24 protein-coding genes are annotated in these 26,264 nt (G+C 66.7%); 11 read left to right on the forward strand and 13 right to left on the reverse strand.

Going from position 1 to position 26,264, the window contains the following annotated elements; all coding sequences use genetic code 11:
* Positions 1 to 8: 8 nt before the first annotated feature.
* A complete protein-coding gene (locus QX128_RS16480; RefSeq protein WP_316237962.1) occupies positions 9 to 1,199 on the reverse strand; it encodes a serine hydrolase domain-containing protein in 1,191 nt (396 codons plus the stop codon).
* Between the two features lie 340 nt (positions 1,200 to 1,539).
* On the opposite strand from QX128_RS16480, the gene QX128_RS16485 reads away from it, so the two are divergent.
* Together QX128_RS16485 and QX128_RS16490 are read left to right on the forward strand one after the other, a co-directional pair.
* Entirely contained in the window at positions 1,540 to 1,860 is a 321-nt protein-coding gene (locus QX128_RS16485) for a hypothetical protein (protein ID WP_315803912.1), read from the forward strand.
* 153 nt (positions 1,861 to 2,013) lie between these two features.
* Positions 2,014 to 3,507: an NAD-dependent succinate-semialdehyde dehydrogenase gene (locus QX128_RS16490; RefSeq protein WP_316237963.1), complete on the forward strand. Its 1,494-nt coding sequence runs from the start codon at positions 2,014 to 2,016 to the stop codon at positions 3,505 to 3,507.
* Positions 3,508 to 3,524: 17 nt separating this feature from the next.
* Here the strand turns inward: QX128_RS16490 and QX128_RS16495 are convergent, their stop codons facing one another.
* Entirely contained in the window at positions 3,525 to 4,127 is a 603-nt protein-coding gene (locus tag QX128_RS16495) for a hypothetical protein (RefSeq protein ID WP_316237964.1), read from the reverse strand.
* 295 nt (positions 4,128 to 4,422) lie between these two features.
* On the opposite strand from QX128_RS16495, the gene QX128_RS16500 reads away from it, so the two are divergent.
* Complete coding sequence (locus tag QX128_RS16500; protein ID WP_316237965.1) at positions 4,423 to 5,112, forward strand: phytanoyl-CoA dioxygenase family protein; 690 nt, start codon at positions 4,423 to 4,425, stop codon at positions 5,110 to 5,112.
* Between the two features lie 148 nt (positions 5,113 to 5,260).
* A complete protein-coding gene (locus QX128_RS16505; protein ID WP_315803908.1) occupies positions 5,261 to 5,890 on the forward strand; it encodes a glutathione S-transferase in 630 nt (209 codons plus the stop codon).
* A gap of 25 nt (positions 5,891 to 5,915) precedes the next feature.
* On the opposite strand, the gene QX128_RS16510 is transcribed toward QX128_RS16505, so the two are convergent.
* Together QX128_RS16510 and QX128_RS16515 are read right to left on the reverse strand one after the other, a co-directional pair.
* Complete coding sequence (locus tag QX128_RS16510; RefSeq protein WP_316237966.1) at positions 5,916 to 6,314, reverse strand: VOC family protein; 399 nt, start codon at positions 6,312 to 6,314, stop codon at positions 5,916 to 5,918.
* A 95-nt stretch (positions 6,315 to 6,409) separates the two neighbouring features.
* Positions 6,410 to 7,498, reverse strand: a complete 1,089-nt coding sequence (locus tag QX128_RS16515) for a mandelate racemase/muconate lactonizing enzyme family protein (protein WP_316237967.1) — start codon at positions 7,496 to 7,498, stop codon at positions 6,410 to 6,412.
* A 171-nt stretch (positions 7,499 to 7,669) separates the two neighbouring features.
* Between QX128_RS16515 and QX128_RS16520 the strand changes: the two genes are divergently transcribed.
* Entirely contained in the window at positions 7,670 to 8,335 is a 666-nt protein-coding gene (locus QX128_RS16520) for an HAD hydrolase-like protein (RefSeq protein ID WP_316237968.1), read from the forward strand.
* 113 nt (positions 8,336 to 8,448) lie between these two features.
* Entirely contained in the window at positions 8,449 to 9,126 is a 678-nt protein-coding gene (locus QX128_RS16525; protein WP_315803904.1) for a nitroreductase, read from the forward strand.
* 140 nt (positions 9,127 to 9,266) lie between these two features.
* Here QX128_RS16525 and QX128_RS16530 read toward each other — a convergent pair whose 3' ends face one another.
* On the reverse strand, positions 9,267 to 9,746 hold the full coding sequence (locus QX128_RS16530) for an Lrp/AsnC family transcriptional regulator (RefSeq protein WP_316237969.1): 480 nt from the start codon (positions 9,744 to 9,746) through the stop codon (positions 9,267 to 9,269).
* Positions 9,747 to 9,880: 134 nt separating this feature from the next.
* Here QX128_RS16530 and QX128_RS16535 point away from each other — a divergent pair, with 134 nt between their 5' ends.
* Entirely contained in the window at positions 9,881 to 10,273 is a 393-nt protein-coding gene (locus tag QX128_RS16535; protein WP_315803902.1) for a nuclear transport factor 2 family protein, read from the forward strand.
* A gap of 953 nt (positions 10,274 to 11,226) precedes the next feature.
* Here QX128_RS16535 and QX128_RS16540 read toward each other — a convergent pair.
* Together QX128_RS16540 and QX128_RS16545 are read right to left on the reverse strand one after the other, a co-directional pair.
* Positions 11,227 to 12,141, reverse strand: coding sequence for a phosphoribosylaminoimidazolesuccinocarboxamide synthase (locus tag QX128_RS16540; RefSeq protein WP_316237970.1), 915 nt, complete (start codon positions 12,139 to 12,141; stop codon positions 11,227 to 11,229).
* Between the two features lie 39 nt (positions 12,142 to 12,180).
* Entirely contained in the window at positions 12,181 to 13,098 is a 918-nt protein-coding gene (locus QX128_RS16545) for a pirin family protein (RefSeq protein ID WP_316179076.1), read from the reverse strand.
* A 140-nt stretch (positions 13,099 to 13,238) separates the two neighbouring features.
* Here QX128_RS16545 and QX128_RS16550 point away from each other — a divergent pair, with 140 nt between their 5' ends.
* Together QX128_RS16550 and QX128_RS16555 are read left to right on the forward strand one after the other, a co-directional pair.
* A complete protein-coding gene (locus QX128_RS16550) occupies positions 13,239 to 14,291 on the forward strand; it encodes a helix-turn-helix domain-containing protein (RefSeq protein ID WP_316215346.1) in 1,053 nt (350 codons plus the stop codon).
* Between the two features lie 141 nt (positions 14,292 to 14,432).
* Positions 14,433 to 15,839, forward strand: coding sequence for a serine hydrolase (locus QX128_RS16555; RefSeq protein WP_316237971.1), 1,407 nt, complete (start codon positions 14,433 to 14,435; stop codon positions 15,837 to 15,839).
* An 8-nt stretch (positions 15,840 to 15,847) separates the two neighbouring features.
* Here QX128_RS16555 and QX128_RS16560 read toward each other — a convergent pair whose 3' ends face one another.
* Positions 15,848 to 17,218 carry an MmgE/PrpD family protein gene (locus tag QX128_RS16560; protein WP_316237972.1) on the reverse strand — a complete coding sequence of 457 codons (1,371 nt, stop codon included), beginning with the start codon at positions 17,216 to 17,218 and terminating at the stop codon, positions 15,848 to 15,850.
* A 117-nt stretch (positions 17,219 to 17,335) separates the two neighbouring features.
* Here QX128_RS16560 and QX128_RS16565 point away from each other — a divergent pair, with 117 nt between their 5' ends.
* The gene (locus QX128_RS16565) at positions 17,336 to 18,478 is read left to right on the forward strand and encodes an FUSC family protein (protein ID WP_316237973.1); all 1,143 of its coding nucleotides are present in this window, start codon (positions 17,336 to 17,338) and stop codon (positions 18,476 to 18,478) included.
* Between the two features lie 5 nt (positions 18,479 to 18,483).
* Here QX128_RS16565 and QX128_RS16570 read toward each other — a convergent pair whose 3' ends face one another.
* The 5 genes from QX128_RS16570 to murA all read right to left on the reverse strand — a co-directional run bounded on the left by QX128_RS16570 (position 18,484) and on the right by murA (position 23,916).
* The gene (locus tag QX128_RS16570) at positions 18,484 to 19,869 is read right to left on the reverse strand and encodes an MATE family efflux transporter (RefSeq protein ID WP_316237974.1); all 1,386 of its coding nucleotides are present in this window, start codon (positions 19,867 to 19,869) and stop codon (positions 18,484 to 18,486) included.
* A gap of 702 nt (positions 19,870 to 20,571) precedes the next feature.
* Entirely contained in the window at positions 20,572 to 21,051 is a 480-nt protein-coding gene (locus tag QX128_RS16575) for a DUF2867 domain-containing protein (RefSeq protein ID WP_316237975.1), read from the reverse strand.
* 66 nt (positions 21,052 to 21,117) lie between these two features.
* A complete protein-coding gene (locus QX128_RS16580; RefSeq protein WP_316237976.1) occupies positions 21,118 to 21,513 on the reverse strand; it encodes a DUF5071 domain-containing protein in 396 nt (131 codons plus the stop codon).
* 7 nt (positions 21,514 to 21,520) lie between these two features.
* Complete coding sequence (locus tag QX128_RS16585) at positions 21,521 to 22,177, reverse strand: HEAT repeat domain-containing protein (protein ID WP_316237977.1); 657 nt, start codon at positions 22,175 to 22,177, stop codon at positions 21,521 to 21,523.
* 443 nt (positions 22,178 to 22,620) lie between these two features.
* The gene (gene murA / locus QX128_RS16590; RefSeq protein ID WP_315803893.1) at positions 22,621 to 23,916 is read right to left on the reverse strand and encodes a UDP-N-acetylglucosamine 1-carboxyvinyltransferase; all 1,296 of its coding nucleotides are present in this window, start codon (positions 23,914 to 23,916) and stop codon (positions 22,621 to 22,623) included.
* Positions 23,917 to 24,237: 321 nt separating this feature from the next.
* Between murA and QX128_RS16595 the strand changes: the two genes are divergently transcribed.
* Positions 24,238 to 26,232, forward strand: coding sequence for an acetoacetate--CoA ligase (locus tag QX128_RS16595; RefSeq protein ID WP_316237978.1), 1,995 nt, complete (start codon positions 24,238 to 24,240; stop codon positions 26,230 to 26,232).
* Positions 26,233 to 26,264: the final 32 nt, after the last annotated feature.

A 26,264-nucleotide genomic window follows, 5' to 3' on the forward strand; every position in this document is an offset into this window, starting at 1 on the left:
GGGTTCTCTCACGCCGCCTTCTTGCCCGCCGCATCCAGCCCGGCATACACGCCGCGCTCGAAGCCGGCAAAGGTCTCCAGGCACAGCCGGTCGGCGAACGGCAGCAGCTGCATCAGGATCACGCCGGTGACGTCGCGCGCGGGATCGATCCAGTAGTAGGTGTTGGCGAGGCCGGCCCAGGCGAGGCTGCCGGCGCTGCGGCCTTCCAGAGTCTGCGCGGTCGTGATCATGAAGCTGAGGCCCCATTTCTTGACGATGTCGGGATAGAGATCGACGTCGTTGGTCACGCCGGGCACGGCCGCGGCCATCTTCGTCATCTCGAGCTCGCCGATGTGGTTGTCGCGCATCGCCGCGACCGTCTCGGGCTTGAGCACCTGGTTGCCGTTGCCGCGGCCATTGTTGAGGATCATCCGGGTGAAGCGGATGTAGTCGCCGGCCGTGCCGTAGAGCCCGCCGCCACCCATGTGGAATTCCGGCTCCTGCTCGAGTTCGAACGGAATCGGCGCGAGACTGCCGTCCTCGCCGCGCGCATGCATGCCGACCAGGCGGGCGCGCTGCGACGGACCGAGCTTGAAGCCGGTGTCGTCCATGCCGAGCGGCGCGAACAGATGGTCGCGCAAATAGGCGTCGAGCTTCTGGCCGCTGGCGGCCTCGACCGCCTTGCCGACGAAGTCGATGTTGATGCCGTATTCCCAGCGCGTGCCGGGATCGGAGGCGAGTGGCAGCGCCAGCGCATCGTTCTTGCAGGTGATGATGCCGGGCGTGCCGGCCTTCTGCACATAAGTGGCCATGTCGCCGTTCCACATGTCGTAGCAGAAGCCGGCGGTGTGAGTCATCAGATGGCGCAGCGTGATCGCGGTCTTCGCCGGCCGCAGGATCGGGTCGCCATTGGCGTCGAAGCCGTCGAGCACCTTGGGCGCCGCGAGGTCGGGCAGCACCGTGCCGATCGGCGCATCCAGCGACAGCCGGCCCTGCTCGACCAGCTGCATCCCGGCCGCGCAGGTGATGGCCTTGGTCATCGAGGCGATCCAGAACACGCTGTCGGCGGTCATCGGATCGTCGCGGCCGAGGTCTCGCCTGCCGAAGGCGCCTTCGTAGATGATGCCGTTGCTGTCGGCGGCGACGGCGACGACGCCGGGGATCGCTCCCGCCTCCGCCTTCTGCCGCAGCACGCCGTCGATGTCGGTCTTGTTCTGCATGGTCTCCTCCGTTCCGTTCTTGATGACGGTAGGCGATTGTTCCTCGCGCCGGCCCGGCCAGCAAGGACCGCCGGTCCCACGGCCGGTCGCGATCTCGTGATGATGCGGCGCGAACGAAGCAGCCGGGGACAACAGCGCTGCGGAGGCCACAGCGCTTCAATTTTCCGCCAGAATCATGATTAGTTCCATGTAGCCGCGAGACCGACACATGGGGGCCATGTTCCCACCACGGGCTTGCGCCTGTTGTGAGTTGCAACCATTTTTGCATTAAAGAGTTCGAGAACCGGCTTTTTCGAGCCGATGACGTGTTTTGGCGGCAATGTCCGCCGTTGGGGGCGATATGATTTCGACATGGAGCGAGTGGAAGCGGTATCCCCGCCCGGGGCGCGGTGACAATATCGAGGCGCCCATCACGCCCGGCATCTACGAAGTGCGCATTGCGGCGACCGGAGCGCTGTACGCGTTCGGCGCGGTCGACAATGTGGCGCAGGCGCTGGCGCTGCTGCCCGTGGGGCAGAAATCATGGTTCGGCCGTCGTGATCCCGCCACCTTGCCGGACCTGGAATACCGCACCTGCGCCACCTCGACCAAGGCCGACGCCAAGGCGGCGGCGGAGCGCATGATCGGCCGCCGCGAGACCTATATGAGCGGCGCGGCCTGATCCCGCGCCGGCGCGTCGGCATTCAGCATCCGGTGCCGTACAGGCACGGATCGCCGGATCGAATGTACCGTTGAGGAGGCGCACGAGTCGTGCGCTGCCGCCGGGGCTTGGCTATAGTCGGGGGAAAGATCGCTCGCTCCGAGGAGTAGCCCGATGACACCGCCCGCCGCCGCCCGTGCCTCCACTGCCGCTCCGAGCCTGCGTCACCGCCTGAAGGATCCGTCGCTGCTGCGTGAGCAGTGCTACATCGATGGTGCGTGGGTCGGTACGCCGGTGCTCCCGGTCAACAATCCCGCCACCGGCGCCGAGCTCGCCAAGGTCGCGCAACTCGGCGCGGCGGAGACCACGCGAGCCGTCGAGGCCGCCGCGCGCGCGTTCCCGACCTGGGCCAGGCTGACCGCCAAGCAGCGCTCCAACATCTTGCGCAAATGGTTCGAGCTCATCACGGCCAACCGCGAGGACCTCGCGCTGATCCTGACCTCCGAGCAGGGCAAGCCGCTGACGGAGGCGCTCGGCGAGGTCGATATCGGCGCCGCTTATATCGAGTTCTTCGCCGAGGAGGCGCGCCGCGTCTATGGCGAGACCATCCCGACGCAGAAGCCGGATGCACGTCTCCTGGCGCTGAAGCAGCCGATCGGCGTCTGCGGCGCCATCACGCCGTGGAATTTCCCGAACTCGATGATCACCCGCAAGGTGTCGCCCGCGCTGGCGGCCGGCTGCACCGTGGTGCTGAAGCCGGCCAACGAGACGCCGCTGTCGGCGCTGGCGCTCGCCGTGCTGGCCGAGCGCGCCGGGATTCCTGCGGGCGCGCTCAACATCATCACCGGCGATGCGCCTCCGATCGGCAAGGTGCTGTGCGAGCATCCGTCGGTGCGCTTCGTCGGCTTCACCGGCTCGACCGAGGTCGGCAAGATTCTCTATCGCCAGTCGGCCGGCACTGTGAAGAAGCTCGGCCTCGAGCTCGGCGGCAACGCGCCGTTCGTGGTGTTCGACGATGCCGACGTCGATGCCGCCGTCGAGGGCGCGATGGTCTCGAAATATCGCAACATGGGCCAGACCTGCGTCTGCGCCAACCGCCTCTACGCGCAGGACGGCATCTACGACCAGTTCGTGCACAAGCTCGCCGCCAGGGTCGCGGCGATGAAGATCGGCGACGGCACCGAGGCCGGTGTGGTGCAGGGACCGCTGATCAACGAGGAAGCGGTCGAGAAGGTCGAGCGCCACATCGCCGATGCGGTCAAGGGCGGCGCCAGGATCGTCACCGGCGGCAAGCGCCATGCGCTCGGCCGCACCTTCTTCGAGCCGACCGTGCTGTCGGACGTGAAGGCCGATGCGCTGGTCGCGCATGAAGAGACGTTCGGCCCGCTCGCGCCGGTCATTCGTTTCCATAGCGAGGCCGATGTGATCGCGATGTGCAACGCCTCGCCGTTCGGTCTCGCGTCCTACTTCTTCGCCCGCGATCTCGGCCGGGTCTGGCGCGTCGCGGAGGCGCTGGAGTCGGGCATGGTCGGCGTCAACACCGGCCTGATCACCACCGAGGTCGCGCCGTTCGGCGGCGTCAAGGAAAGCGGCCTCGGACGCGAGGGCTCGCATCACGGCATCGAGGAATATCTCGAGATCAAATACGTGATGATGGCGGGCGTCTGAACCTCGGACGCCTGAGTTCAGGCGATCTTCGGCAGCTTGTCGACCGGCACCAGGTAGGACTTGTTGCCGACCTGAAAGATGACCTTGCCGCTCTTGCCGTCGGTCGTCGAGATCTGCGACTGGCCGAACATGATGACGTTGTTGTAGACGATCCCCGTGCCCTCGCGCGTGACGCCGTTGGTCGTCACGCTGACCTGCGCCTCCTTGCCGCTGACGGACAGCACGCGAAAGCTCGCGCTCTGGCCGTTCTCGCCGGAGTAGCCGGCCCAGCTGCCGACCAGATTGCTCTCGTCGGCGGGAGGCGCCTGCTTTTCGAGCATCGCGGTGGCCTTGCCGCCGCCGGCCGAGAACAGCAGCACCGCGTTCTTGCCGTTCTTGGTGCCGAGCGTGACCGCGCCGAAGTCGATGGTCGAGCCATTGACCTGGCCGATGCCGCGCTCGGTGCGGCCGTTGTGGGTGTATTCCACCGTGGCCGCGGCGCCTCTGATGTTGACGACCTTGAAGCTCACGGCCTGGCCGTTGGCCGTCCAACTGCCCTTCCACTCGCCGAGCAGGTTGCTCTGGCGATAGACCCGCTCATTGGCGGGCGAGATCTGGTTGGTGCTTTGGATGGCGACCATGCGTGCTTCCAAGGAGCTCGATTGCTCGTTTACCCCGTATGTCGGATCGTTGCAGAGTGTTGCTAACGAGACGTAGGTCGAGGGGGTTAATGAAACGTAAACTGGCCCCGGCGAGCCGCCCGGGTCGCGGTGCGGCCCATCGTCTCAGCGTCCTCCGGAGCGATGGCGGTCATGGCCGGATGAATGCAGCAGCGAGGGGCACCTGGCGACCTGGGAGCGAGCGGGCGCTTGCCGCGGAGCGCCGGATCGCCGACCATGATGCAGCGAACCACGCCCTCTGTTTTGCGAGCCCACTATGACCGCAGCCCTCCCGCGCAGCAGCGTCGGCCAGCTTCAGGACGCGGAGGCGCGCCGCCTCGATGGGGATGGCTATCTGCTGCTGCGCGGTGCGATTCCGGCGGACTGGCTTGTCGCATTACGCGACGCCTTCGAGCTGGGCACGCGGCCGTCCGAGCAATGGCCGGTGCCGCGCGGCCGCGACTGGCGCCACGCCATGGTCGATCTCGATGCGACGGTGCAGCAGGTTTGCCGCCTGCCGGTGATGCTCGCCGCCGTGCATCATGTCCTGAAGGCGCCGTTCTTCCTCGGCCAGGTCGAAGGGCGCGAGCCGTGTGCCGATGGCGGCCAGCAGCCGCTGCATCGCGACGGCGTCGATCGCCGGCGCACCGACGCCGTGTCGGCGCTGGCCTTTCTCGATTCCTTCGGCCCCGACAATGGCGCCACGCAAGTGGTGCCGGGCTCGCATCGCCTCGACACGGACGATGCGCGGGCCGCGTCGTCTGCGTTCGTCACGGCAGGCGAGGCCGGCGACATCCTGCTGTTCGACGTCAACCTGTTGCACGGCGCGACGCGTAACCGCAGCGGCGCGCGCCGCCGCTCGCTGCTGATCACTTACGCCGTCTTCTCGCAGCAAGAGGACTGGCGCAGGACGCGCAAGTTGCGCGCGGTTCGGATGGATCAGGACGAGATTTTCGGGGCTGACTGATCCGGCTGCGTCATGACCACCGTCATCCCGCGGCGAGGCCGCGGGCCTGGGAACATGCCACGACGTCGATCGTGACAGCGCAGAACGACCCGCGCCGACTCGTTCCGACGTCACGCGCCCGTGGTTTGGTCAGACAGAGAGAACGCTCATGAAGCTGTACGATGCCGCAGTCGCCCCAAGCCCGCGCCGCGTGCGGATCTTTCTCGCCGAGAAAGGTCTCGCCATTCCCATGGTTCGGCTTGATCTGCGTGCCGGCGAGCAGTTCGAGCCGGAGTTTCGCGCGCTGAATCCGCAATGCACCGTTCCGGTGCTGGAGCTCGACAGCGGGGCTGCCATCACCGACGTCATCGCGATCTGCCGCTATCTCGAGGAGCTGCATCCCGCACCGCCTCTGATGGGCCGCGACGCCGAAGAACGGGCGCTCATCGAATGCTGGATCCGGCGGATCGAATGGGACGGTCTCTACGCTCTCCAGGAGGCCTTTCGCAACGGCACCCCTGGGCTGGAGCGCCGGGCATTGCCGGGTCCGCTGCCGCTCGAGCAGATCCCGGCGCTCGCGGAGCGCGGACGCCTGCGCGTCGCGCACTACTTCGCATGGCTCGACGCGCGGCTGGCCGAGCACGCCTTCGTCTGCGGGCCCGATTTCAGCATCGCCGACATCACCGCCATGGTGTCGGTCGACTTTGCAGCCCGCGCCAAGCTCGATCCGCCGAATCATCTCCATCATCTCAGGCGATGGTACGGCGAGGTTTCGAGCCGTCCGAGCGCAAAGGCTTAGGGCGGATGCGCGCCCGCGAGTCTCTTCAGCGTGATCCGAAGCGCTGTTTGGCGGTGTCGGTGACCGGCGTATAAAGACTGACGATCGTGCCCTCCGGGTCGCGGAACTGAGCGGCGCGGTTGCCCCACGGCATCGTCTTCGGCGCGTGCACCACCTCGACCTCGTCCTTCAACCGCGCGAAATCACCATCCACGTCATCGACCTCGAACTCCAGAATGGCGCTGCGATTGGCGCCGGGCTCGGCGCTGCCCTCCTTGAACAGCGCCACGGTCTCGGCGCTGCCGATCGCGAGCGTTGCGCGCGACGTGACGATCTCGGCGAACACCGGCGCCAGCCAATCCGCCGTCTGCTCGGTGACCTTTTCGTAGAAGCTGACCACGGCCTTGATGTCGGCCGCCACCAGACGGGTCGATGCGAACTTCATGACTTTTACCTTGCGTTCGAGGATCGGTCCCCGACCCGCTATCGCAGGGCTGCTGACAGCCTTGTGTCAGCAGTGGTGTCCGAGCATCGGCCGCATTACGCCGCGAGCTTCGCCAGCCCCTCCCAGTCGAACGCGATGCCATGGCCCGGCCGCGCCGGCGCCTGGGCCAGGCCATCCCAGAGCACGAGCGGATGCTCGATGTAGCGGTCGAGGCCAAAACCGTGCGCTTCGAGGAACGAGCGGTTCGGGCAGGCCGCCAGCAGGTGCACGGTGATGTCGTGCGCGCCATGGCTGGTCACCGGCAGGTTGAACGCCTCGGCGAGCCGCGCGATCTTCATGAACGCGGTGACGCCGCCGCAATTGGTCACGTCGGGTTCGGGATACGACACCGCACCGGCGGCGATGTAGTTCTTGAAGTCCCACAGCGAGCGCAGATTTTCACCGGCCGCGATCGGCACGCCGCCGGCGCTCAGGATGCGCGCGTGGCCGGCGATGTCGTCGGGAATGGTCGGCTCCTCCAGCCAAGTGAGATCGAACGGCTGCAACGCGCGGGCGGCGCGGATCGCCTCCTCGACCGTCCACTTCATGTTGGCATCGCCCATCAGCGGAAAGCCGTCGCCGAGATGTTGCCGCATCGCCTGCACGCGCGCGACGTCGGCGGAGAGAGCCGGCCGGCCGACCTTCATCTTGATGGCACGAAAGCCCTTGGCGAGATTGTCGTCGGTCTGCTTCAGCAGAGCGTCGACCGACAGATCGAGGTCGATGCCGCCGGCATAGCAGGGCACCCGGGCATCGAAGCCGCCGAGCAGCCGGAACAGCGGCAGCTTCGCGCGCCGCGCCTTCAGATCCCACAGCGCGATGTCGAGCGCCGACAGCGCCAGCACGACCGGACCGCCGCGCCCGCCATAATGCAGGCCCCACCACACCCGATGCCAGATCGCCTCGGTGTCGTCGGCCTCGTGCCGCGCAACCAGATCGGGGATCTCGCGCCTGACGATGTCGGCGACCGCGGGGCCGTTGCGGCCGACCGTGTAGGTGTAGCCGACACCCTCCGCGCCGTCGGCATCGCGCACCCTGCACGTGATCAACTCGAAGGCTGTCATCTCGCCATGCGTGCTGTCGGACAGCGTGACGGAAAGTGGGATGCGATAAAGACCGGTCTCGATCGATGCGATCACTGCCATCGGCTCGGTTCCTTCCCTGGCGTTTCTTATCAGCGTAGGCCTGCGGCGGACCGCGGGCAATTGCTCAAGCCATCGGCCTGATGCATTCATTGTCGCGGCGGAACTGATGCCCGCGTCTGCGCGGCGCGGAGCGGGCGTTTACGCGTCTCACACCGGCCGCTATGCTCGGACATGTCTCCGGTTCACTCAGTGCTGCTCGACCTCGACGGCACGCTGATCGACTCGCGCCCCGGCATTGCCGCGAGCGCGCTCGCGGCCCTGCGGTCGCTCGGTCATGCGCCTGACGACACGCTCGACGTCACCGCCGTGATCGGTCCGCCGCTGCAGGACATGCTGCGTGTGCTGCTGCAGGCCCACGGCGACGGTCGCGTCGACGAGGCCGTCGTGGCCTACCGCGAGCACTATGGCGAGATCGGTCTGTTCGGCAGCACGCTCTATCCCGGCATCCGGGAGGCGCTGCAGGCGATGCACGATGCGGGCTTGCGCATCTATCTCGCAACGTCGAAGCGCGAGCTGTTCGCGCGGCGCATCCTGGAGCATCTCGATCTCATATCGTATTTCCAGGCCATTCATGGCTCGGTGCCGTCGGGTGCGCTGGATCACAAGCCCAAGTTGCTCGCGCATATCCTCACCGAACGGAATATCGCCGCGCGCGACAGCCTCATGGTCGGCGACCGCCGCCACGACATCGCAGGCGCCCATGCCGTGAAGATGCGGAGTCTCGGCGCGCTCTGGGGCTATGGCAGCCGCGACGAGCTCGAAACCGCCGGTGCAGACCGTCTCGTGGAAAATCCAGATGATCTGGCGCGCGCGGTGCTGACGATGCTGAGGCGTTAGTCCGGTTCGAGGCGGTGACGCAGATGATCGCCTGCGCGTCGCAACCTTGCACTGGAACCGGAAAGTCGCGAAGATCGCGGCCAGCTCAGTGATCATTCCGGGAATACCAGCATATGCAGTTTGACGACGTCATCCTCGGCCGCCGCAGCATCCGTGGCTACAAGCCGGATCCGGTGCCGCGGGCGCTGATCGAGGAAATCCTCACGCTGGCGATGCGCGCGCCATCGTCGATGAACACCCAGCCGTGGAATTTCTACGTCATCACCGGCGAGCCGCTCAACCGCATCCGTGCCGGCAACACCGAGCGCATGCTCGCCGGCGTGCCGCAGTCGCGCGAGTTTCGCATCGGTCAGCCGTTCGACGGCGCGCACCGCGAGCGCCAGATCGGCGTCGCCAAGCAATTGTTCTCCGCGATGGGCATCGCGCGCGACGACAAGGAGAAGCGCCAGGACTGGGTGCTGCGCGGCTTCCGCCAGTTCGATGCGCCGGTCTGCATCATCGTCACCTATGACCGCGTGCTCGACGGCAGCGACGACACGCCGTTCGACTGCGGCGCCGTCACGACCGCGCTGGTCAATGCCGCATGGTCACGCGGCCTCGGCGCCGTCATCAACAGCCAGGGCATCATGCAGTCCCCCGTCGTCCGCGAGCACGCCGGGATCGCCGACGACCAGGTCATCATGAAGAGCATCGCGCTCGGCTGGCCGGATCATGATTTCCCGGCCAATGCCGTGGTGTCGGAACGGAAGTCGGTGAAGGACGCGACGGTGTTCGTGGGGTTCGGGGATTAGTGGCGGGCCGGGAGATGAGGTCCGTAGACCGATGAGGCCAATGACGTGCGTTGTCGGATCCAAGCTGTAGCGTGGGCAAAGCCGCCGCCGAAGGCGGCAGCGTGACCACCGTCGACCGGCGCATTCGTCTGCCGATAGCGTCACTGCACGTGCTGCAGCGGCAACGGTGCCGCGGCCTTGCGGGTCTGGATCGCGATGTTGCTTTTGACCTCGCGGACGATGGGCAGGTTCAGCAGCCGCTCGACCAGGAACTGCCGGTAGTGCTCCAGGTCGGCCGTGACGACCTCGAGCAGATAGTCCGACTCGCCGCAGACCAGATGGCAGGCCAGGACTTCCGGCATCGCGCAGACGGCCTCTTCGAAGGCCAGAGCGTGCTCGTTCGCATGTCCCGCGATCTTGATCGCGAGGAATGCCGAGAATCCGAGGCCGACGCCGTCGCGATTCAGGACCGCGCGATAGCCCTGGATGACGCCGTCCTGCTCCAGCCGCTTGACGCGACGAAGACAGGGAGACGGTGACAGGCCGACCCGGTCGGCCAACTCGACATTGCTGAGCCGGGCGTCGGCCTGCAATTCCCCGATGATGCGCTGGTCGATCGCATCGAGCTTGGCTTTTGGCATATCTCTGACATCAGTCGCGGAAAACAGCGGGTTTATTGCGTAACGAGCCCGTACGTTAGCACAGTTCGCAAGGACATGCGCGCCGGTTCGGGGCGAGGATGACGTGCTTCCCACGAGCCTCCGGAGACCTGGATATGACCGACACCGCTGTGCCCCAGACGTTGCTCGATGCCGTCGAGCGATACTTCGACACCATGTTCGACTCTGATGTCGAACGATTTGACCGAGTGTTTGCGCCGACCGCGCAACTGCACGGCCTGCGTGACGAGGCTCTGCGCGTCCTGACCGCGGCCGAGTATCGTCAGCTGTTGACGACCACCCCCTCGCCGCAGTCGAAGAGCGCGCCCCGCCAGCAGGAAATTCTGCTCATCGACTTCGCATCATCCACGCAGGCGGTCGTGAAGGTTCGCGTCAGGATCGATCTGATTCTCTATCTCGACTATCTCTGCTTTCACCTGATTGGCGGCGAGTGGCTGGTGACGGCCAAGTCGTTTCATGTGGAGCGGCGTTTTGCGGACGGGAAGTAATTGTTCAGCCGACCTGCGCCAAATGCGCGCCGTACGCAACTGCCCGTCGGGCTATTCTGCCGCACCAGTTTGTGCTTGCTAATTTTCCGAAATCATGTTCTTATCCCTGCATCCCGTCCTCATGCAGAGGGGCGTACGCGTCGTCACGATACGTAGAGGCGGGGAGCGGTGGCCGCGGGTCTGTCAGGTGCTGATGCGCTGGACGATGGACAGCTCGCGGACGTTCAAGCTGTGTGGTCCTGGCGCCCCGAAGCTGGCGCCAAGTCCGCGGTGACGCGATCCCTGACAGGACGTGTCATCAGGGCGACGGGGGCAAACAAGCCGGTCCCCGGGGAGAGCGCGGAGCAGACGTAAACCCATCGCGCAGGGAGGGCCGGGATGTCTCGGCTGAACCTGTGGTACCTGCCGCCTGCATTTTTTTCCGCAGGCGGGCCATGGGAGCAGCCAGCTCCCGGCCTTCCCTGCGCCCTCGGCATTTCCAGAGGGCGGGATCGATCAGCAGAACTCGGGCCATTGCGCCGCGAGGCCAATCAGGCGCGTCTTAACATGGATGGCGGGGCTCATGCATGCTCGGCGCTCGCCTCGCTTGCAATAGGGCCATTTCATATGAGGTACGGGCTGTGGCGACAAACAATCCCGGACGTTAGTTACGCCGTCATGCCCGGGCTTGTCCCGGGCATCCACGTGGCGCTCAGCGTGCTGAACGACGTGGATGGCCGGGACAAGCCCGGCCATGACGATGTGGCGACGCATGAGCGCACGACTCTGATCGCCAGATACCATGGCTCTGCCCCTTCCAGGGGAGCTCGGATTGCCTCGAATGCGATCCGGATCAGCGGCTCCCCTCCCTGCCAGCGGGGTGAGGGGGAGCACTGCCGATGCGGCATGAGTTCAGCTCACACGTCCAAACAAGAGCGCTGGTCGTGCAACCGCTGACCGCAGAAAAGCGATCCTTAGATCTTCAGCTCGCTGCCCGTCACGCGCCGGAACGCCTCCAGATAACGCTGGCTCGTCGCGTCCACCACGCTCTGCGGCAGCGGCGGCGGTGGAGCGTCGCCGTTCCAGCGGCCGGCCTTGCGCTCGGCGTCGAGATAGTCGCGCAGCGGCTGCTTGTCGAAGCTCGGCTGCGGCTTCCCCGGCTGATAGGCGTCGACGGCCCAGAACCGCGAACTATCCGGCGTCATGGCCTCGTCGATCAGGATGATGTTTCCATCCTTGTCGCGGCCGAACTCGAACTTGGTGTCGGCGATGATGATGCCCTGCTCACGCGCCAGCGTCTCGCCGAGCGTATAGACCGCGCGGGTCATGCTCTCCAACGTATAGGCCGTGTCGTCGCCGACCACCTCGCGCATCCGCGCAATGGTGATGTTCTCGTCATGGCCAGTCTCGGCCTTGGTCGCCGGGCTGAAGATCGCGGGCTCGAGCTTCTGGCTCTCGACGAGGCCGGTGGGAAGCTGCTCGCCGGCCAGCGTGCCGCTGGCGGCATATTCCTTCCAGGCCGAGCCCGAGAGATAGCCGCGGATCACGCATTCGATCGGAAACACGGTGGTGCGCTTGCACAGCATCGCCCGCCCGAGGATCTCCTCGCGATGCGGCTGCAGCGCCGGCACCTCGGCGAGGATCCCGTCGGTGTCGGCCGAGATCATGTGGTGATGCACGACGCCTTCCAGCGCGTTGAACCAGTAGGCCGAGATCTGCGTCAGCACCGCGCCCTTCATCGGGATGGTCTCGTTCATCACGACGTCGAAGGCCGAGATGCGGTCGGTGGTCAGCAGCAGCAAGCGGTCGTCGCCGACGGCGTAGATGTCGCGGACCTTGCCGCGGCCGATCTTCGGGAGCGGCAGATTGCTGGCGAGAAGCGTGGTCATCGTTCGGGGCCTTCGAAAGGGAGCATCGCCTCCCATAGCCTATTCCGGCAGCGGAATGAACTCGTGCTCCTGCGGGACGGCGGCGAAGCGGCCGGTTTTCCAGTCCTGCTTGGCCTGCTCGATGCGCTCCTTGCTGGAGGAGACGAAATTCCACCAGACGTGGCGCGGCCCCTCCAGTGCGTCGCCGCCGAGGAACATCATCCGGGTCGGCTTCACCGTACGCACGCTGATGGCATCGCCCGGGCGGAAGATCAGCAGCCGCGGACCCTCGTGGCGCTCGCGGGCGATCTCGACCTCGCCGTCGACGATGTAGATCGCACGCTCCTCGTGGTCCGGATCGAGCGGCACCACCGTGCCGGCCTGCGCCGTCACCTCGACATAGAACCAGGGCGAAACCATCGTCACCGGAGAGGCTTTTCCAAACGCCCGGCCGGCAATGATGCGCGCGGAGAAGCCGGTGTCGCTGACCGTCGGCAGCGCGCCCGCCGCGTAATGCTGGAAGCTCGGCGCGATCTCTTCCGATTCCACCGGCAGCGCGATCCAGCTCTGCAGGCCCAGCATGTTCTGGCCGTTCTGCCGCTGCAGATCCGGCGTGCGCTCGGAATGCGCGATGCCGCGGCCGGCGGTCATCAGGTTCATCGCGCCGGGCTGGATCTCCTGGACGTTGCCCTCGCTGTCGCGATGCATGATGGCGCCGTCGAACAGATAGGTGACGGTGGCCAAGCCGATATGCGGATGCGGCCGCACGTCCATGCCCTTGCCGGAGACGAATTGCACCGGACCAAAATGGTCGAAGAAGATGAACGGCCCGACCATCTGCCGGCGGCCATGCGGCAGCGCGCGGCGTACCGCAAAGCCGTCGCCGAGATCACGGGTGCGCGGCACGATGACGTGCTCCAGCGCATCGCACGAGGTGGGATCGCCGAATTCGGGATCGTTCGAAGGCTGCCAGCTCATGGGACGCTCCTGAGATGTGGTCACGCGAGCCTAGCAGCTTCGCGACGGCGAGGGCAGGGCATGAGGTCGCGGCGTCGGCGTGATTTGAACGGAGCGGCACTCCGGCCTAGAGTTCCGGCGCTGACAACGGATCCGTGACGATGACGCTCGACAGCCTCGATCTCGTGCTTCGCGCCGCCGCCATTGCGCTGCTCGCCGTGCTCGCCGTCGCGTTGGGACGTGACCTCGGTGGTCAATGGCGCGGCCGGCTGGCGATCGCGCTGGCGCTCGGCTCGGCCGCGCATGCGGCGACCTTCAACATCGGCGGGACGGCGGCGCCATCGCTCGCTTCCGCGCCGCTGATTGCGCTCGCGACGGCCGACATCATCGTGCTCTGGCTGTTCTGCCGCGCGCTGTTCGACGACGGCTTTGCGTTGCGCGGGCTGCACGGCCTGATCTGGCTGGCTGTGTTCGGCTTCAGCCTGATCGGCTGTCTCGTGCTCGGACCTGCCGGACATGGCCGGCTCGTGATCGTCGCCAACAATGTGCTGGCGCTCGGCTTCCTTGGCCTGACCTTGGCGCAGACCATCCGTTCCTGGTCGGCGGATCTCGTCGAGGGACGGCGGCGCATCCGGGCCTTCGTCGTGATCGCGGCGCTGTCCTACGGTGGCGTCAATGCGCTGCTGCAGATGGCGTCCGCCGGCAGCGGCCCATCCGAGCTTGCCAATGTGGTCAATGCGGCGATGTTCCTGGTCGTGGTCGGCGCCGTCGCGCTGATGCTGCTCAGGGTCGGTGCCGGCGATGTGTTCGCGCCGGAGACACCGCCGGTCGCAGAGCCCGAAGCCACGGCTCCCAGGGCCGCGGACCGCAGGCTGGTCGACGCGCTGATGCGGCTGATGGCGGATGAGCGGATCTATCGGCGGGACAACGTCACCATCGGGATGTTGGCGACCAGGCTCTCCATTCCTGAATACCGGCTGCGGCGGCTGATCAATGGCGAGCTCGGCTACCGCAACTTCAACACCTTCCTCAACGCCCACCGCATCGAGGAGGCCAAGGCCGCGCTCGCCGATCCGGCCCAGGCCGAGGTCCCGGTCATCACCATCGCCATGGACGCCGGCTTCCAGTCGCTCGGTCCGTTCAACCGGGCGTTCAAGGCGGTGACTGGGGTGACGCCGACCGAATACCGGCGCATGAGGCTGGCCGCAGCGTGATCTGTTCGGCCTTGAAATCACGGAGGAATTCCAGAATCGGCGAGGTCCCGGCCATTCCCGGCTGGTGCGATTTGCGAAATCGGCGAGCATCCGGGCCGCAGCCGCGGTCTGGTCCGGCGGATCGAACTTCCGGAGCTCCTCATGACCAGACGCCGCCTGCTGCCTGCTCTCGTTGCCACCACCGCGCTGACCGCCCTGGCGGTCGGCGGCGCCCGCGCCCGCGATGTGCCGAAGGTGGCAACCGGCTTCATCGCCAGCGTGCTGTGCTCGGAGACCTTCGTCTCCGGTCTCGACCCGGACCGCACGCTCTCCGAGACCCGGGCCGCGATGCCCGGCGCCGGCCTGCTGAGCTGGGCAATGGACGTCCGCGTCGATCGCGCCGCCAAGGACGTCAGCGTGACGCTGCTCGGGCTCGGCCGGAGCCACGCCGTGTATCGCGACGGGCTCGGCTGCCACGTGGACCATGGCGAGAGCCGCGACTGGCCGACCGTCCGGTTGTCGCCGCCGCAGCCGGCCTTGCTGCCCGACATCGCTCCGCCGCACGTCGTGGCGCCGGCGACACCGGCGCTCGCCGCGGCGCTCGACCGCGCCTTTGCCGAGCCGGAGGCGCCGCCGTTCCGGCGCACCCATGCCGTCCTGGTGATGAAGGACGGCAAGGTCATCGCCGAGCGCTACGCGCCCGGCTTCACGCTCGACACCCCGCTGCTCGGCTTCTCCGCGACCAAGTCGATGACCGCGACCCTGATCGGCATTCTCGTCCACCAGGGCAAGCTCGCGCTGCATGCGCCCGCGCCGGTGGCGGCGTGGCAGAGCGAAAGCGATCCGCGTCATGCCATCACCGTCGATCATCTGCTGCGCCACACCGCCGGTCTCGCGCTCGGCAGCTCGCTGCAGGCCTCGCTGTTGTCGGCGCTCGAGCCGGTCAACCGGATGAAGTTCGTCGAGCCCGACCGCGCCGCCTATGCCGAATCCATGCCGCTCAAAACTGCTCCGGGCGCGGTCAGCAACTATCACGACGGCAACACCGTCATCCTTTCACATCTCATCCGCGATGCCGCCGGCGGCAGCGCCGCGGATGTGCTGCGCTTCGCGCATCGCGAGCTGTTCGATCCGCTGGGCATGGCCAGCGTCACGATCGAGTTCGACGCCGCCGGCACGCCGGAGGGATCGAGCCAGATGCTGGCCTCGGCGCGCGACTGGGCGCGGCTCGGCCAGCTCTATCTCGACGACGGCGTGGTCGCCGGCCGGCGCATCCTGCCCGCCGGCTGGGCGGACTACGTCGCCACGCCCACACCGAACGCCTATGTCGGCCTCGGCGCCGGCTTCTGGACCAACCGCGGCGACAGTTTTGGCGCCAACTACCGCATCGCGCACGGCTGGCCGCGCGACGCCTTATTCGCCAAGGGCACGCTCGGCCAGTACGTCATCGTCATCCCATCCGAGCGCCTCGTCATCGCGCGCTTCGGTCGCACCGTGAACTGGCCGCCCGAGGCCGACGGCGTGGCGCAGCTCGTGAGCGACGTGATCGCGGCGACAAGAGGGGAATGACGCATGCGCTACGTTCTCCCCAACGCCGTCGCCTGCGCCACACGGTCGAAACGCTCCAGCGACAGGATCGCATCGGCAAAGCTTTGCGCGCGGCTGCTCAGCACCGGCCGTGCCAAAGTGATGAACTTGTCGCTCATCGCCTGCGCCGATGGAAACGAGGTCGGCTCGCCCGAGGGATCATCGTGCAGCCGCTCGTGCACGCCGTCCTCGGTGGTGATGGTCACGCGGGCGCCGAACGGATGGCTGCGGCCGATCTCCAATTTGTCATCCTGCACGACGTCGAACTTGTCGGCGAGCGCGTTGATCGCGGCGTCACCAAGGCGCGTGTAGTCGTCCCAGCCGAAGCGGCCCTGGTCGAGCGCCAGCGCGCCGGTGAAGAACATCGAGAACTGGCCGCCGACGATCGAGCTCGGATGCCGCTTGGTCGAGGCGTCGCCCGTCAAGGTGATGCCGTTGCGATGCAGGCCGATCTCGACGCGCTTGACCTGGTCCGGCGTCAGATTGTGCTCGCGGCGCAGCGCGATGATGGCGTCGATCGCGGCATGGGTGTAGCGGCAGCTCGGATACGGCTTCACGCCGATCTTCATCGTCTCATAGGTGGAGCCGAGCCCGGCGACGGCCTTCTCATGGTGCGGCGTGTCAGTGTAGCCGACCAGCAGGCCGTGCCTGCCCTCGACGGATTCGATCGCGCCGACGAAGTCGTTCTTGGCGAGCGTGGCCGCGATCACGCCGTTCATCGCGGACGCACCGACCTGATAGCGCTTGTTCCAGGCGCCGTTGACGAGAAACTGCAGCGAGCCCGCGGCCTGGCTGCCGGAGACGCCGAAGGCGTAGATCAACTGCTGCTCGGACAGCCCGAACAGCTTGCCGGCGGCGGCCGCCGCACCATAGGTGCCGGCGGTCGCGGTCGGGTGGAAACCGCGGGCATAATGCGAGGTCGGATCGAGCGCATTGCCGAGCCGGCAGCACACCTCGTAGCCGGCGACAATAGCGGTCAGCACCTCGCGGCCGGAGGCGCCGACCATCTCGCCGACGGCGAACGCGGCCGGCACCACGGGTGCGCTCGGATGCAGCGAGGAATCGGCGTGGGTATCGTCGAAATCGAGCGAATGGCCCATCGTGCCGTTGAGCAGCGCCGCCACCGCCGGCGTCCAGGTTCTGTCGTCGCCGAACACGGTCGCCTCGCCCGCCGCATCCAGCTTCAGCGCCGCCAGCATGTTCACCACCGACGGCGTCGACTCCGCCTCGCGCCGGGCGCGGATGGCGCTGCCGAGAAAATCCAGCGTCAGCACCTTGGCGCGGTCGAGCACCTCGGGCGGGATATCGTCGTATTTCAGCGCGGCGACGTAGGCGGCGAGCGTTGCGGTTTCCTGGGCCATCGTGTTTCCTCACATCGTTGCAGCCAGGGTAGGCAAGCTGATTCCGCCTTTCAAGCCGGTCCGGCCCGGTGGGAGGCTGCCATGCCGACGCGCTGGTCCGTTCGAGGTGGATGATTGATGGCGTCGTTCAAGGAGCTGTTCGGCAGGTTGCGCGGCCGCAAGGCGCAGATGTCGCTGGCGGTCCGCGGCACGGTGGCGGCGACGCTCGCTTTTGCCGTTGCCACGGCCTTCCACCTGAAGCTGCCGCTGTGGGCGGTGCTGACCTCGCTGATCGTGACGCAAGGCAGTGTCGGGCGTTCGCTGAAGGCGACGCGCGACTACATGTTCGGCACCATCGGCGGTGCGATCTATGGCGGCGCCATCACCGTGTTCATTCCGCATTCCGGCGAATTGCAACTGCTCGGCATGCTGATCCTGGCGGTGACCCCGCTCGCCTTCGTCGCCGCGATCAATCCCAGCCTCAACGCGGCCACCGTGACCGCGGTCATCGTGCTCCTGGTGCCCACGATGGGCCATCTCGATCCGCTGGGATCGGCGATCGACCGCGTGTTCGAGGTTGCGGTCGGCGCGTTCACCGGCCTCGCCGTGTCGTTCATCGTGCTGCCGTCGCGGGCGCATGTCCAGATGCGCAGCGCGGCAGGCCGCCTGCTCGAACTGATCGCCGCAGCAATGACCGAGCTTCTGGCCGGCCTGTCGCGGGGCCGCGACAACGACGCGCTGCATCGGATCCAGGACGGTATCGGCACCGCGCTCACCGAGTTGAACGCGACCGGGGCGGAGGCCGAGCGCGAACGCTCGGCGCGGCTGTCCTCTGGCGCCGACACCGGTCCGCTGCTGCGGACGATCCTGCGCCTCCGCCATGACGTCGTGATGATCGGCCGCGCCAGCGTGGTGCCGCTGCCCTCGGAGCTGCAGGCACGTTTGTCGGCGCCGGTGGCGCGCGTCAGCGATGCGATCGCGAGCTATCTGCGCGGCTGTGCCGCGGCCATCCGCAACGGCTCCGGCCCACCGCCGATCTGGCCGATCCATGTTGCGGTCAAAGCCTATGCCGAGCAGGTCGCCGCCGTCCGCAGCGACGGGCTGACGCGCGGGCTGCCCGGCGATGCCGCCGAGCGCTTCTTCGCTCTGGGCTTTTCGCTCGACCAGATGCGGCAGAACTTGATCGACCTCGAGCGCGTCGTCGCCGAATGGTCCGGAGCGTCGGCCGGCAAGGTGCATCGGCCGGAGCCCGGGGAGTCGTCCGATACGGCCGGCGCCTGAACTCTTCATCGGGTGAGCCGCAGGAAGCGCGCCACCAGCAGCGCGGCGTAGATCGTGGTGCCGATCGACAGGCCGATCCAGATTCCGACCGCGCCGAGCGCGGTGTGGAGGCCAAGCAGATAAGAGGCGGGGAAGCCGATCAGCCAATAGCCGAGCACGGCGAGCAGCAGCGGCACCCGCGTATCCTTGATGCCGCGCAGCGCGCCGACCGCGATGCTCTGCAATGCGTCCGTGATGAAGAACGTCGTGCCGACGAGCAGCAGCGTGGCGGCCAGCGCCGCTGTCGTTTCGGCATCGGAGATCCCGGAGCCGAGGAACAGCTGCACGATGTCATGGCGCGCAATGACGATGCCGAGCGTGAACAGCACTGCGAGTGAAAGGCCGAGCAACATCGCCATCAAGCCGGCGCGGCGAACGCCGGTCGCATCATCGCGCCCGGCGGCGTGGCCGACGCGCACGGTCGCGGCCATGCTGATCCCGAACGGCACCATGAACAGGATCGCGGTGATCTGCAGCGCGATCTGGTGCGCGGCGAGCGCGGCCGTGCTGATCAGTCCCATCAGGATCGCGGCCGCGGAGAACAGGCCGTATTCGAGCAGGAACGACAGCGAGATCGGCGCGCCGATGATGAGGAGCTGTCGCATCAGTCGCCAGTCGATACGGCCCAGTCGCGCGAGGACGTGGTAGTCGCGGAATGGCGGGCGGAACGCTGCGAACCACAGCCCGGCGAGGAACGTTCCCAGGTTGACGGTCGAGGTGGCGAGGCCGACGCCGGTCAGGCCCAGCCGCGGAAAACCCCAGTGGCCGTAGAGCAGCGGATAGACGAGCAGCGCGTTGAGCGGGATCGCGGCCAGTGTGATCCAGAGCACCGGCTCGGGGCGGTTGACGGCGCCCATGAAGCTGCGCAGCGCCAGGAACCACAGCATCGGCGCGATCCCCCAGGTAAGACCGGCGAGATAGTCCTGCGCGCGCTGCGCCACGCCCGGTGCCTGTCCGAGCGTGAGCAGGATGGCCTCGCCGTTCAGCGCGATCATCATGATCGGCAGCGCGATGAACAGGCCGGCCCATAGTCCAACACGGAGCGCGCGCCGCACCAGTGCCGCATCCGCGGCGCCGAACGCCTGGGCGGCGAGCGGCGCCACCGCCGACATCAGGCCCATGCCGAAGGTCGAGCCGACGAAATACACCGTGCCCGCCAATGCGGCCGCCGCGACGGCATCGCCGCCGAGACGGCCGATGAAGGCGAGGTCGGTCGACATCATCGCGATCTGCGATAGTTGCGTCAGCGCCATCGGCGCGGCCAGGCGGACCGTCTCCCAGAGTTCGAGGGCGAGAGGAGGTGTCGGCGCCGCCGGCGGCGGAGCGTAGTCGGTTCCGGCTGTGGAGGTCATGGTCGGGGCTATAGCAGGCCCTGCGGCGTCGTGCACATCACGGCGGCATGTCCGGTCGCAGCCGCGTGCGGCACGGAGGCGCAGCTCCATCCGGCCAATTGCCAACGGCGGCGCGAGGCGTATCGTCACTCGCATTGACGTGATCGCGTGCATGACGGACCGATCTCGCGGCGCTGACGCGTCCGAGCTCTGCTTGATCGATGGCCCTCGGAAGCGAGAGGGCGCGGGGAATGCCGGGCGCTGGCCGCACCCATGGCCCGCCTGCGTAAAAAAATGCAGGCGGCAGGAACCACAGGTTCAGCCGAGACATCCCGGCATTCCCCGCGCGATGGTTGGAACGACTTATACGTACTCTCCCCGGGGACCGGGCTTTCTTGCCCCCGTCGTCAGCGGATCGCCCGCCGGCTTGACCTCAGCGTCGGGAGGCCAGGACCATACGCTTTCGCCGTACGCGGCAGCTCATTCGTCCACGCGCCAGCCTCGGTAAACCGAGTGCACGCTGTGAGCCGCCGCGCCCACCGCATCCCCGCCCTCAACGTCCGTGACGACCGCGAAGCGCCCCTCTCATGAGGACGGGATGGCTACATTGTTTCTGATTCTTGGAATAATAGCAAGCAAAAAATTCGGAAAAACGGCAGCCACGATATCGGCGGCTTGGGCACGGAGCGCCGGTGCGACAGCGAGCCGAAGACTCGCGTGTCATCATGCGGCTGCTGCGACCTGCCGGAGCATCGCCTTCACGACGAGCCGGTGAAACGGCTTGATCATGGCGAGATAGATGCGGCCGAGAGCATTGTGGGTCTCGACCAAGGTGGTCGCTGTCACTTGCGAGGTCGCGTGCTGAGAGGCCACGTCGACCAGGACGCGAAAGTCCAGATGCTTGTCGTCGAAGCCGAGCACGAGCCGGGCCGGCGTTTCGTCGACGACCGGAAAAATCCCGATCAGAGGACGTGGGTTGCTTGGGTCCGCGCCCGAGGTCTTCAGACCGAAGGGCCTGACCAGCAGGTTGCGGAGCTTCAGGAGCGCCGCCATCCACCAGGGCGCGTGACCGAGCATGCGTTCGGCCGCCGTGCGGGCATCGATGTCTGGCTCGTCAATCGTGATGCGAAAGGCGTCGGCGAACTCCGCGCCGGCGAGCCATCTGGTACGGTCGACGTTGGGAGTGATCTCGCTGATGGCCATGTGCAGTGAGCCTCGAGGTTGGTCGTTCGTATATGGCGGGTGACGCGTCTGCGCCTGCTTTCCACATCAAGTCCAACCGAAGTAAGCGCGGACTCGGCGTGCCTGCTGATCGAGCTCCTCGCGACGCTCGGCATCGCTTGGAGTGTAGCAGAGGCGCTCGAGCTCCGGACGAAATTCGAGCGCGGTGTCGTGCGGAAGGCCGGGAAGCAGCAACTGGATGATCCAATACTTCCAGACATGATCGTCGGATTTCAAGACATGCCAGATGTGCGGCACCATCGGGGTACCGATCGACGACAGGAATGGCGCGATGATGTGAGCAATGGGCCAGTTGTAATCCTTCAGCCAAACCGTCAGTTCGCCGAGTATCGGGGCGACTGCAGGATAGCCAGCTTGCACGACGGCCCGTGCACCATCGATGTCGTTCTTGCTGCGTGGGAGAAGATGGGAGATGTCGTCCATGGAGCGCCTAAACGTCGACGTCGACCGTCTCGACCACGGGGAGTGTATGCGCCTGTAAAGCACCCATGGCCTTCGCAGCCGCCTTTCGCACGTGGCCATCGCGATCGGTGCAGAGCGGGTTCAGGAAGGGAACGACGTCCGAATGTCCGAACGCGCTGGCGATGTCACACGCCCATCCACGATGTCGAGGTAACGCGTCAGTGCGGAAGGCATCGAACAAGAGCCGCCAATCCGCGCTGGAGACGTTGTTTCGGAGGGTCCACGCGGCCTCGCGCCGGACCGCGGTCTCCGCGTCCGTCTTGTAGATCTGAAAGACCGGCTGAAAATCCGTCTGCTGCCAAATCGCGCCCAGTGTGCGGATGGAGACCTGTCGCGTGGATACAGACGGGCTCTTGATCAGATTCGAGATAGCATCGTGAGCAGCGTCCCATCTCCAATCTTCGATGACCTTGCAGCCTGCGCGTACGACATAGTCGGATTGATCGGCCAGGGCACGCAAGATCACGTCGTTTAGGTTCCGGCCGCTCGCATGCCGGCCTATGATTTCAACAGCGGTTCGACGAATGAACTCGTCGGCCGAGGCCGACGCGTCGCGCAACAAGGCCAGCGCTGCGGCATCAGGGCGTGTCAAAAGAGCGCGGATTGATTCGTGCGTGAACGGCATCGACGAGAGGCCAGGGCTGACCGGACGGTGGACGACGTCCGAACACTACAGGGAATGGCGCTCGTCGGCATCACACATCTGATGAGACAATGCTTCATCATCGGCTGTTGATGACGACGATGGCGTACGTGGCGCTCTTGTCGGCTCTACGATCAGATCGAGCGGAGCCGCGTTGTTCGTGAGTGCGCCGTCTCCCCTTGTGGAAGAGGGCATGTATGCCGGTTCGGCAGGTTCGGTCGGGTGAGGGGTCTCTCTCCACAAGCGTCTGCCGTGGATAGAGACCCCTCACCCGAGTGAGTTAACGGATAGGCCGGGGATGCCCTCTCCCACAAGGGGAGAGGGCGCATTCGCTGGCATCGCGCTGATCTTCCGATCTCAAGCGCTGCGATGAGTTCAACGTCGCGGTCTGGCTGCTGCGAGCAGACAGCCGGGTCGGATAATGCCTACCGTCCCCGCTCCGGCACGCGCGTGATCTTGGCGCCCAGCGCATTCAGCCGCTCGTCGATGCGCTCGTAGCCGCGCTCGATCTGGTCGGCGTTGTCGATATACGAGGTGCCCTCGGCACAGAGTGCGGCGAGCAGCATGGCCATGCCGGCGCGGATGTCGGGGGAGACGACGCGGGCGCCGCGCAGGCGGCTGGGGCCGGCGACGATGGCGCGGTGCGGGTCGCACAGCACGATGCGCGCGCCCATCGAGATCAGCTTGTCGACGAAGAACATCCGCGACTCGAACATCTTCTCGAACATCAGGATCACGCCCTCGCATTGCGTGGCGGTGACGAGCGCGATCGACATCAGGTCGGCCGGGAAGGCCGGCCAGGGCTGGTCCTCCAGCTTCGGCACGTGGCCGCCGAAATCGTCCTTGATCCTGAGCGTCTGCTCCGAGGGCACGATGAGATCGTCGCCGGCGACCTCGCAGACGATGCCGAGCCGCTCGAAGCCCATGCGGATGGAGCGCAGATGCTCGGTACCGGCGCGCACGATGCGCAAGGGAGAGCGCGTCACCGCGGCGAGCCCGATCAGCGAGCCGACCTCGATGTGATCGGGCTGGATCGCGTAGGACGCCTGACCGAGCGTGCTGGCGCCATGGATCACCATCGTGTTGGTGCCGATGCCCTCGATGTTGGCGCCGAGCGCCACCAGGAAATGCGCGAGGTCCTGGACATGCGGCTCCGAGGCCGCGTTGCGCAGATAGGTCGTGCCGTGCGCAGCGACGGCGGCGACCAGCGCGTTCTCGGTGGCGGTGACGCTGGGCTCGTCGAGGAACACGTCGGCGCCTTTCAGGCCGGAGGCGCGCAGCTCGATCTTGTCGGTCGCGGTGACCGTGGCGCCGAGCTGCTCGAAGGCCAGGAAATGGGTGTCGAGCCGGCGCCGGCCGATGACGTCGCCGCCAGGCGGCGGCAGCGCCACTTCGCCGCAGCGGGCGAGCAGGGGTCCTGCCAGCAGGATCGAGGCGCGGATGCGAATGCACAGATCCGGATCGAGATCGGCGGCGCGGATGTCCTTGGCATGGATCGCGAGCCGGTTGCGGCCGCGCCATTCGGCGGAGGCACCGACCGAGCGGATCAGCTCGACCAGGGTCTCGGTGTCGCGGATGCGCGGCACGTTGTCGAGCGTGACCGGATGCTCGGTCAGCAGCGCGGCGGCGATGATCGGCAGCGCGGCGTTCTTGTTGCCGGACGGCTCGATCGCGCCTTTGAGCCGGTGACCGCCCTCGACGATGTATTGAATGGGCGCCATGCGGTGATGATCCGTTGTCGAAGCGTGTGGCCGTTGCCCTTGCCGGCTTCGCGACGGCGTTCGGGCACAGGGTGTCCAGCGGGATCAACCTGTTCCGCAATCCGGCGACCGCGAACCTGGTTCACGGGCCGCCGGGGTCCTCATGAGACCGACTCCTAACGCCAATTCCAAAACGGAATCAATGCCGGAAAATCGCGGCGGGCCACTTTGCCACGGCGGCGGGGCAGCGGCCGGGGAGCGCGCCGTGTTCTTGACGGCCGGTGTAGCGCGGCCGATGGTCGTTGGCTGCCGCGGCTGCGGCAGGGATGGAGAAACGCTGGAATGGCCGATGATCAAGCTGACGTCTGGACCTGCTCGGCGCAGCGACAGGCGCGCGCCAACATCCGCCGATATCTCGACTGGCTCGCTTCGCGCGGCCACAGCTTCTCCGGCTATCACGATCTCTGGCAGTGGTCGGTCGACGACGTCGCCGGGTTCTGGCGTTCGATCTGGGATTATTTCGAGGTCATGGCCGACGGCGAGATCGGCGAGGTCGTCTCGCGCGATCCGATGCCGCGGACGCGCTGGTTCACGGGGACGCGGCTGAACTTCGCCGAGCACGTGCTGCGCCACGAGTTGAGCGGCAGTCCCGATCGAGCGATGCTGCATCACGGCTCGGAGCTGCGTCCGCTGGCGGCCGCGAGCTGGGGCGAAATCGCACGCCGCGTGCGGCGGCTCGCCACGTCGCTGCGCGAGATGGGAATCGGCAAGGGCGACCGGGTCGTCGCCTACATGCCGAACATTCCCGAAGCCGTCATCGCGATGCTCGCGACCACGGCGATCGGCGCGGTGTGGTCCTCGGCGGCACCGGAATTCGGCGCGCAGACGGTGATCGACCGCTTTTCGCAGATCGCGCCGAAGCTCGTCTTCGCGGTCAACGGCTATCGTTACGGAGCGAAGGATTTCGACCGCATCGGCGATCTCGAGACGATCCTCGCGGCGCTGCCGAGCGCCGAGATGCTGGTCATGCTCGACTATCATCCGGCCGCGCGCAAGGCGCCGGAGTTTCGTGGCGGCATTCGGGCGTGGCCCGACCTGCTCGACGGTCCGGCGATCGCGCGCGACGCATTTCAGTTCGCACGCGTCGCATCGGATCATCCGCTCTGGGTGCTGTTCACCTCGGGAACGACCGGCCTGCCGAAGCCGATCGTGCACAATCACCACGGCATCGTGCTCGAGCACTACAAGTCGGCGGCGTTTCATTTCGAGATCGAGGCGGACGGCACGCTGTTCTTCTACTCGACGACAGGCTGGATGGTCTGGAACACGCTGATGTGGGGGCCGCTGATGAACGGCACCTCGGTGCTCTATGACGGCCATCCGAGCCATCCGGACGCGCGGCTGGTGTGGCGGCTCGTGGAAGCCGCCGGCGTGACCGTGCTCGGCATCAGCCCGAGCTACATCCAGCTGGTGCGGCAGCAGGGCGTCGTTCCGGGCCGCGAGTTCAATCTGGAGCGGCTGCAGTCGGTGATGCTGGTCGGATCGCCATCGACACCGGAGGTGTTTCGCTGGGTGCACGAGGCGGTCAAGCCCGAGGTCTGGGCCTCCTCGCAATCCGGCGGAACGGAGTTCTGTTCCGGTCTGCTGGCCGGCTCGCCGCTGCTGCCGACGCATGCTGGCGAGATCCAGGCTCCGGCGCTCGGCGTGGCCGCGGTCGCGTTCGACGATGCGGGGCGCGAGATCATCGACGAGGCCGGCGAACTCGTCGTGCGCGCGCCGATGCCTTCGATGCCGCTCTGCTTCTGGGGCGATGCCGATTTCGTCCGGTATACGGACAGCTATTTCGGCGTCTATCCGGGGGTCTGGCGCCATGGCGATCGTGTCCGCTTCAACGCGCGCGGCGGCTGCCACGTCTTGGGCCGTTCCGACGCCACGCTGAACCGTCATGGCGTGCGGATCGGCTCGGCGGAAATCTACCGGACGATGGAGGGGATTCCCGGTATCGTCGATAGTCTCGTCATCTGCATCGAGCAGCCGGACGGCGGCTTCTACATGCCGCTGTTCGTGCAACTCGCCCAGGGCATCGAGCTGACGGACGGGTTGCAGGACGAGATCCGCCGGCGGCTGCGCCACGAGCGCAGCCCGCGGCATGTCCCCGACGTCATCATCGGCGTGCCGGAAATCCCGATGACCCTGACCGGCAAGAAGATGGAGGTGCCGGTCCGTCGACTGCTGCTCGGCGACGCTCCGGACAAGGTCGCGAGCAAGGATGCCACCCGCAACCCGGCGGCGCTGGACTGGTTCACGCAGTTCGCGGCGGCACGGCGAGGCGGATGACAGGGGCGAGCGTCAGCCCGATGAGGGACAGG

Origin of the sequence: Bradyrhizobium sp. SZCCHNR1015 (assembly GCF_032489875.1) — a bacterium.
In the GTDB taxonomy this organism is placed as follows: domain Bacteria; phylum Pseudomonadota; class Alphaproteobacteria; order Rhizobiales; family Xanthobacteraceae; genus Bradyrhizobium.

What these genes read in the sequence shown, in the direction of transcription:
- QX128_RS16480 (WP_316237962.1), bottom strand. Translation starts at nt 1,199, where the DNA reads ATGCAGAACAAGACCGACATCGACGGCGTGCTGCGGCAGAAGGCGGAG.
- QX128_RS16485 (WP_315803912.1), top strand. Translation starts at nt 1,540, where the DNA reads ATGATTTCGACATGGAGCGAGTGGAAGCGGTATCCCCGCCCGGGGCGC.
- QX128_RS16490 (WP_316237963.1), top strand. Translation starts at nt 2,014, where the DNA reads ATGACACCGCCCGCCGCCGCCCGTGCCTCCACTGCCGCTCCGAGCCTG.
- QX128_RS16495 (WP_316237964.1), bottom strand. Translation starts at nt 4,127, where the DNA reads ATGGTCGCCATCCAAAGCACCAACCAGATCTCGCCCGCCAATGAGCGG.
- QX128_RS16500 (WP_316237965.1), top strand. Translation starts at nt 4,423, where the DNA reads ATGACCGCAGCCCTCCCGCGCAGCAGCGTCGGCCAGCTTCAGGACGCG.
- QX128_RS16505 (WP_315803908.1), top strand. Translation starts at nt 5,261, where the DNA reads ATGAAGCTGTACGATGCCGCAGTCGCCCCAAGCCCGCGCCGCGTGCGG.
- QX128_RS16510 (WP_316237966.1), bottom strand. Translation starts at nt 6,314, where the DNA reads ATGAAGTTCGCATCGACCCGTCTGGTGGCGGCCGACATCAAGGCCGTG.
- QX128_RS16515 (WP_316237967.1), bottom strand. Translation starts at nt 7,498, where the DNA reads ATGGCAGTGATCGCATCGATCGAGACCGGTCTTTATCGCATCCCACTT.
- QX128_RS16520 (WP_316237968.1), top strand. Translation starts at nt 7,670, where the DNA reads ATGTCTCCGGTTCACTCAGTGCTGCTCGACCTCGACGGCACGCTGATC.
- QX128_RS16525 (WP_315803904.1), top strand. Translation starts at nt 8,449, where the DNA reads ATGCAGTTTGACGACGTCATCCTCGGCCGCCGCAGCATCCGTGGCTAC.
- QX128_RS16530 (WP_316237969.1), bottom strand. Translation starts at nt 9,746, where the DNA reads ATGCCAAAAGCCAAGCTCGATGCGATCGACCAGCGCATCATCGGGGAA.
- QX128_RS16535 (WP_315803902.1), top strand. Translation starts at nt 9,881, where the DNA reads ATGACCGACACCGCTGTGCCCCAGACGTTGCTCGATGCCGTCGAGCGA.
- QX128_RS16540 (WP_316237970.1), bottom strand. Translation starts at nt 12,141, where the DNA reads ATGACCACGCTTCTCGCCAGCAATCTGCCGCTCCCGAAGATCGGCCGC.
- QX128_RS16545 (WP_316179076.1), bottom strand. Translation starts at nt 13,098, where the DNA reads ATGAGCTGGCAGCCTTCGAACGATCCCGAATTCGGCGATCCCACCTCG.
- QX128_RS16550 (WP_316215346.1), top strand. Translation starts at nt 13,239, where the DNA reads ATGACGCTCGACAGCCTCGATCTCGTGCTTCGCGCCGCCGCCATTGCG.
- QX128_RS16555 (WP_316237971.1), top strand. Translation starts at nt 14,433, where the DNA reads ATGACCAGACGCCGCCTGCTGCCTGCTCTCGTTGCCACCACCGCGCTG.
- QX128_RS16560 (WP_316237972.1), bottom strand. Translation starts at nt 17,218, where the DNA reads ATGGCCCAGGAAACCGCAACGCTCGCCGCCTACGTCGCCGCGCTGAAA.
- QX128_RS16565 (WP_316237973.1), top strand. Translation starts at nt 17,336, where the DNA reads ATGGCGTCGTTCAAGGAGCTGTTCGGCAGGTTGCGCGGCCGCAAGGCG.
- QX128_RS16570 (WP_316237974.1), bottom strand. Translation starts at nt 19,869, where the DNA reads ATGACCTCCACAGCCGGAACCGACTACGCTCCGCCGCCGGCGGCGCCG.
- QX128_RS16575 (WP_316237975.1), bottom strand. Translation starts at nt 21,051, where the DNA reads ATGGCCATCAGCGAGATCACTCCCAACGTCGACCGTACCAGATGGCTC.
- QX128_RS16580 (WP_316237976.1), bottom strand. Translation starts at nt 21,513, where the DNA reads ATGGACGACATCTCCCATCTTCTCCCACGCAGCAAGAACGACATCGAT.
- QX128_RS16585 (WP_316237977.1), bottom strand. Translation starts at nt 22,177, where the DNA reads ATGCCGTTCACGCACGAATCAATCCGCGCTCTTTTGACACGCCCTGAT.
- murA (WP_315803893.1), bottom strand. Translation starts at nt 23,916, where the DNA reads ATGGCGCCCATTCAATACATCGTCGAGGGCGGTCACCGGCTCAAAGGC.
- QX128_RS16595 (WP_316237978.1), top strand. Translation starts at nt 24,238, where the DNA reads ATGGCCGATGATCAAGCTGACGTCTGGACCTGCTCGGCGCAGCGACAG.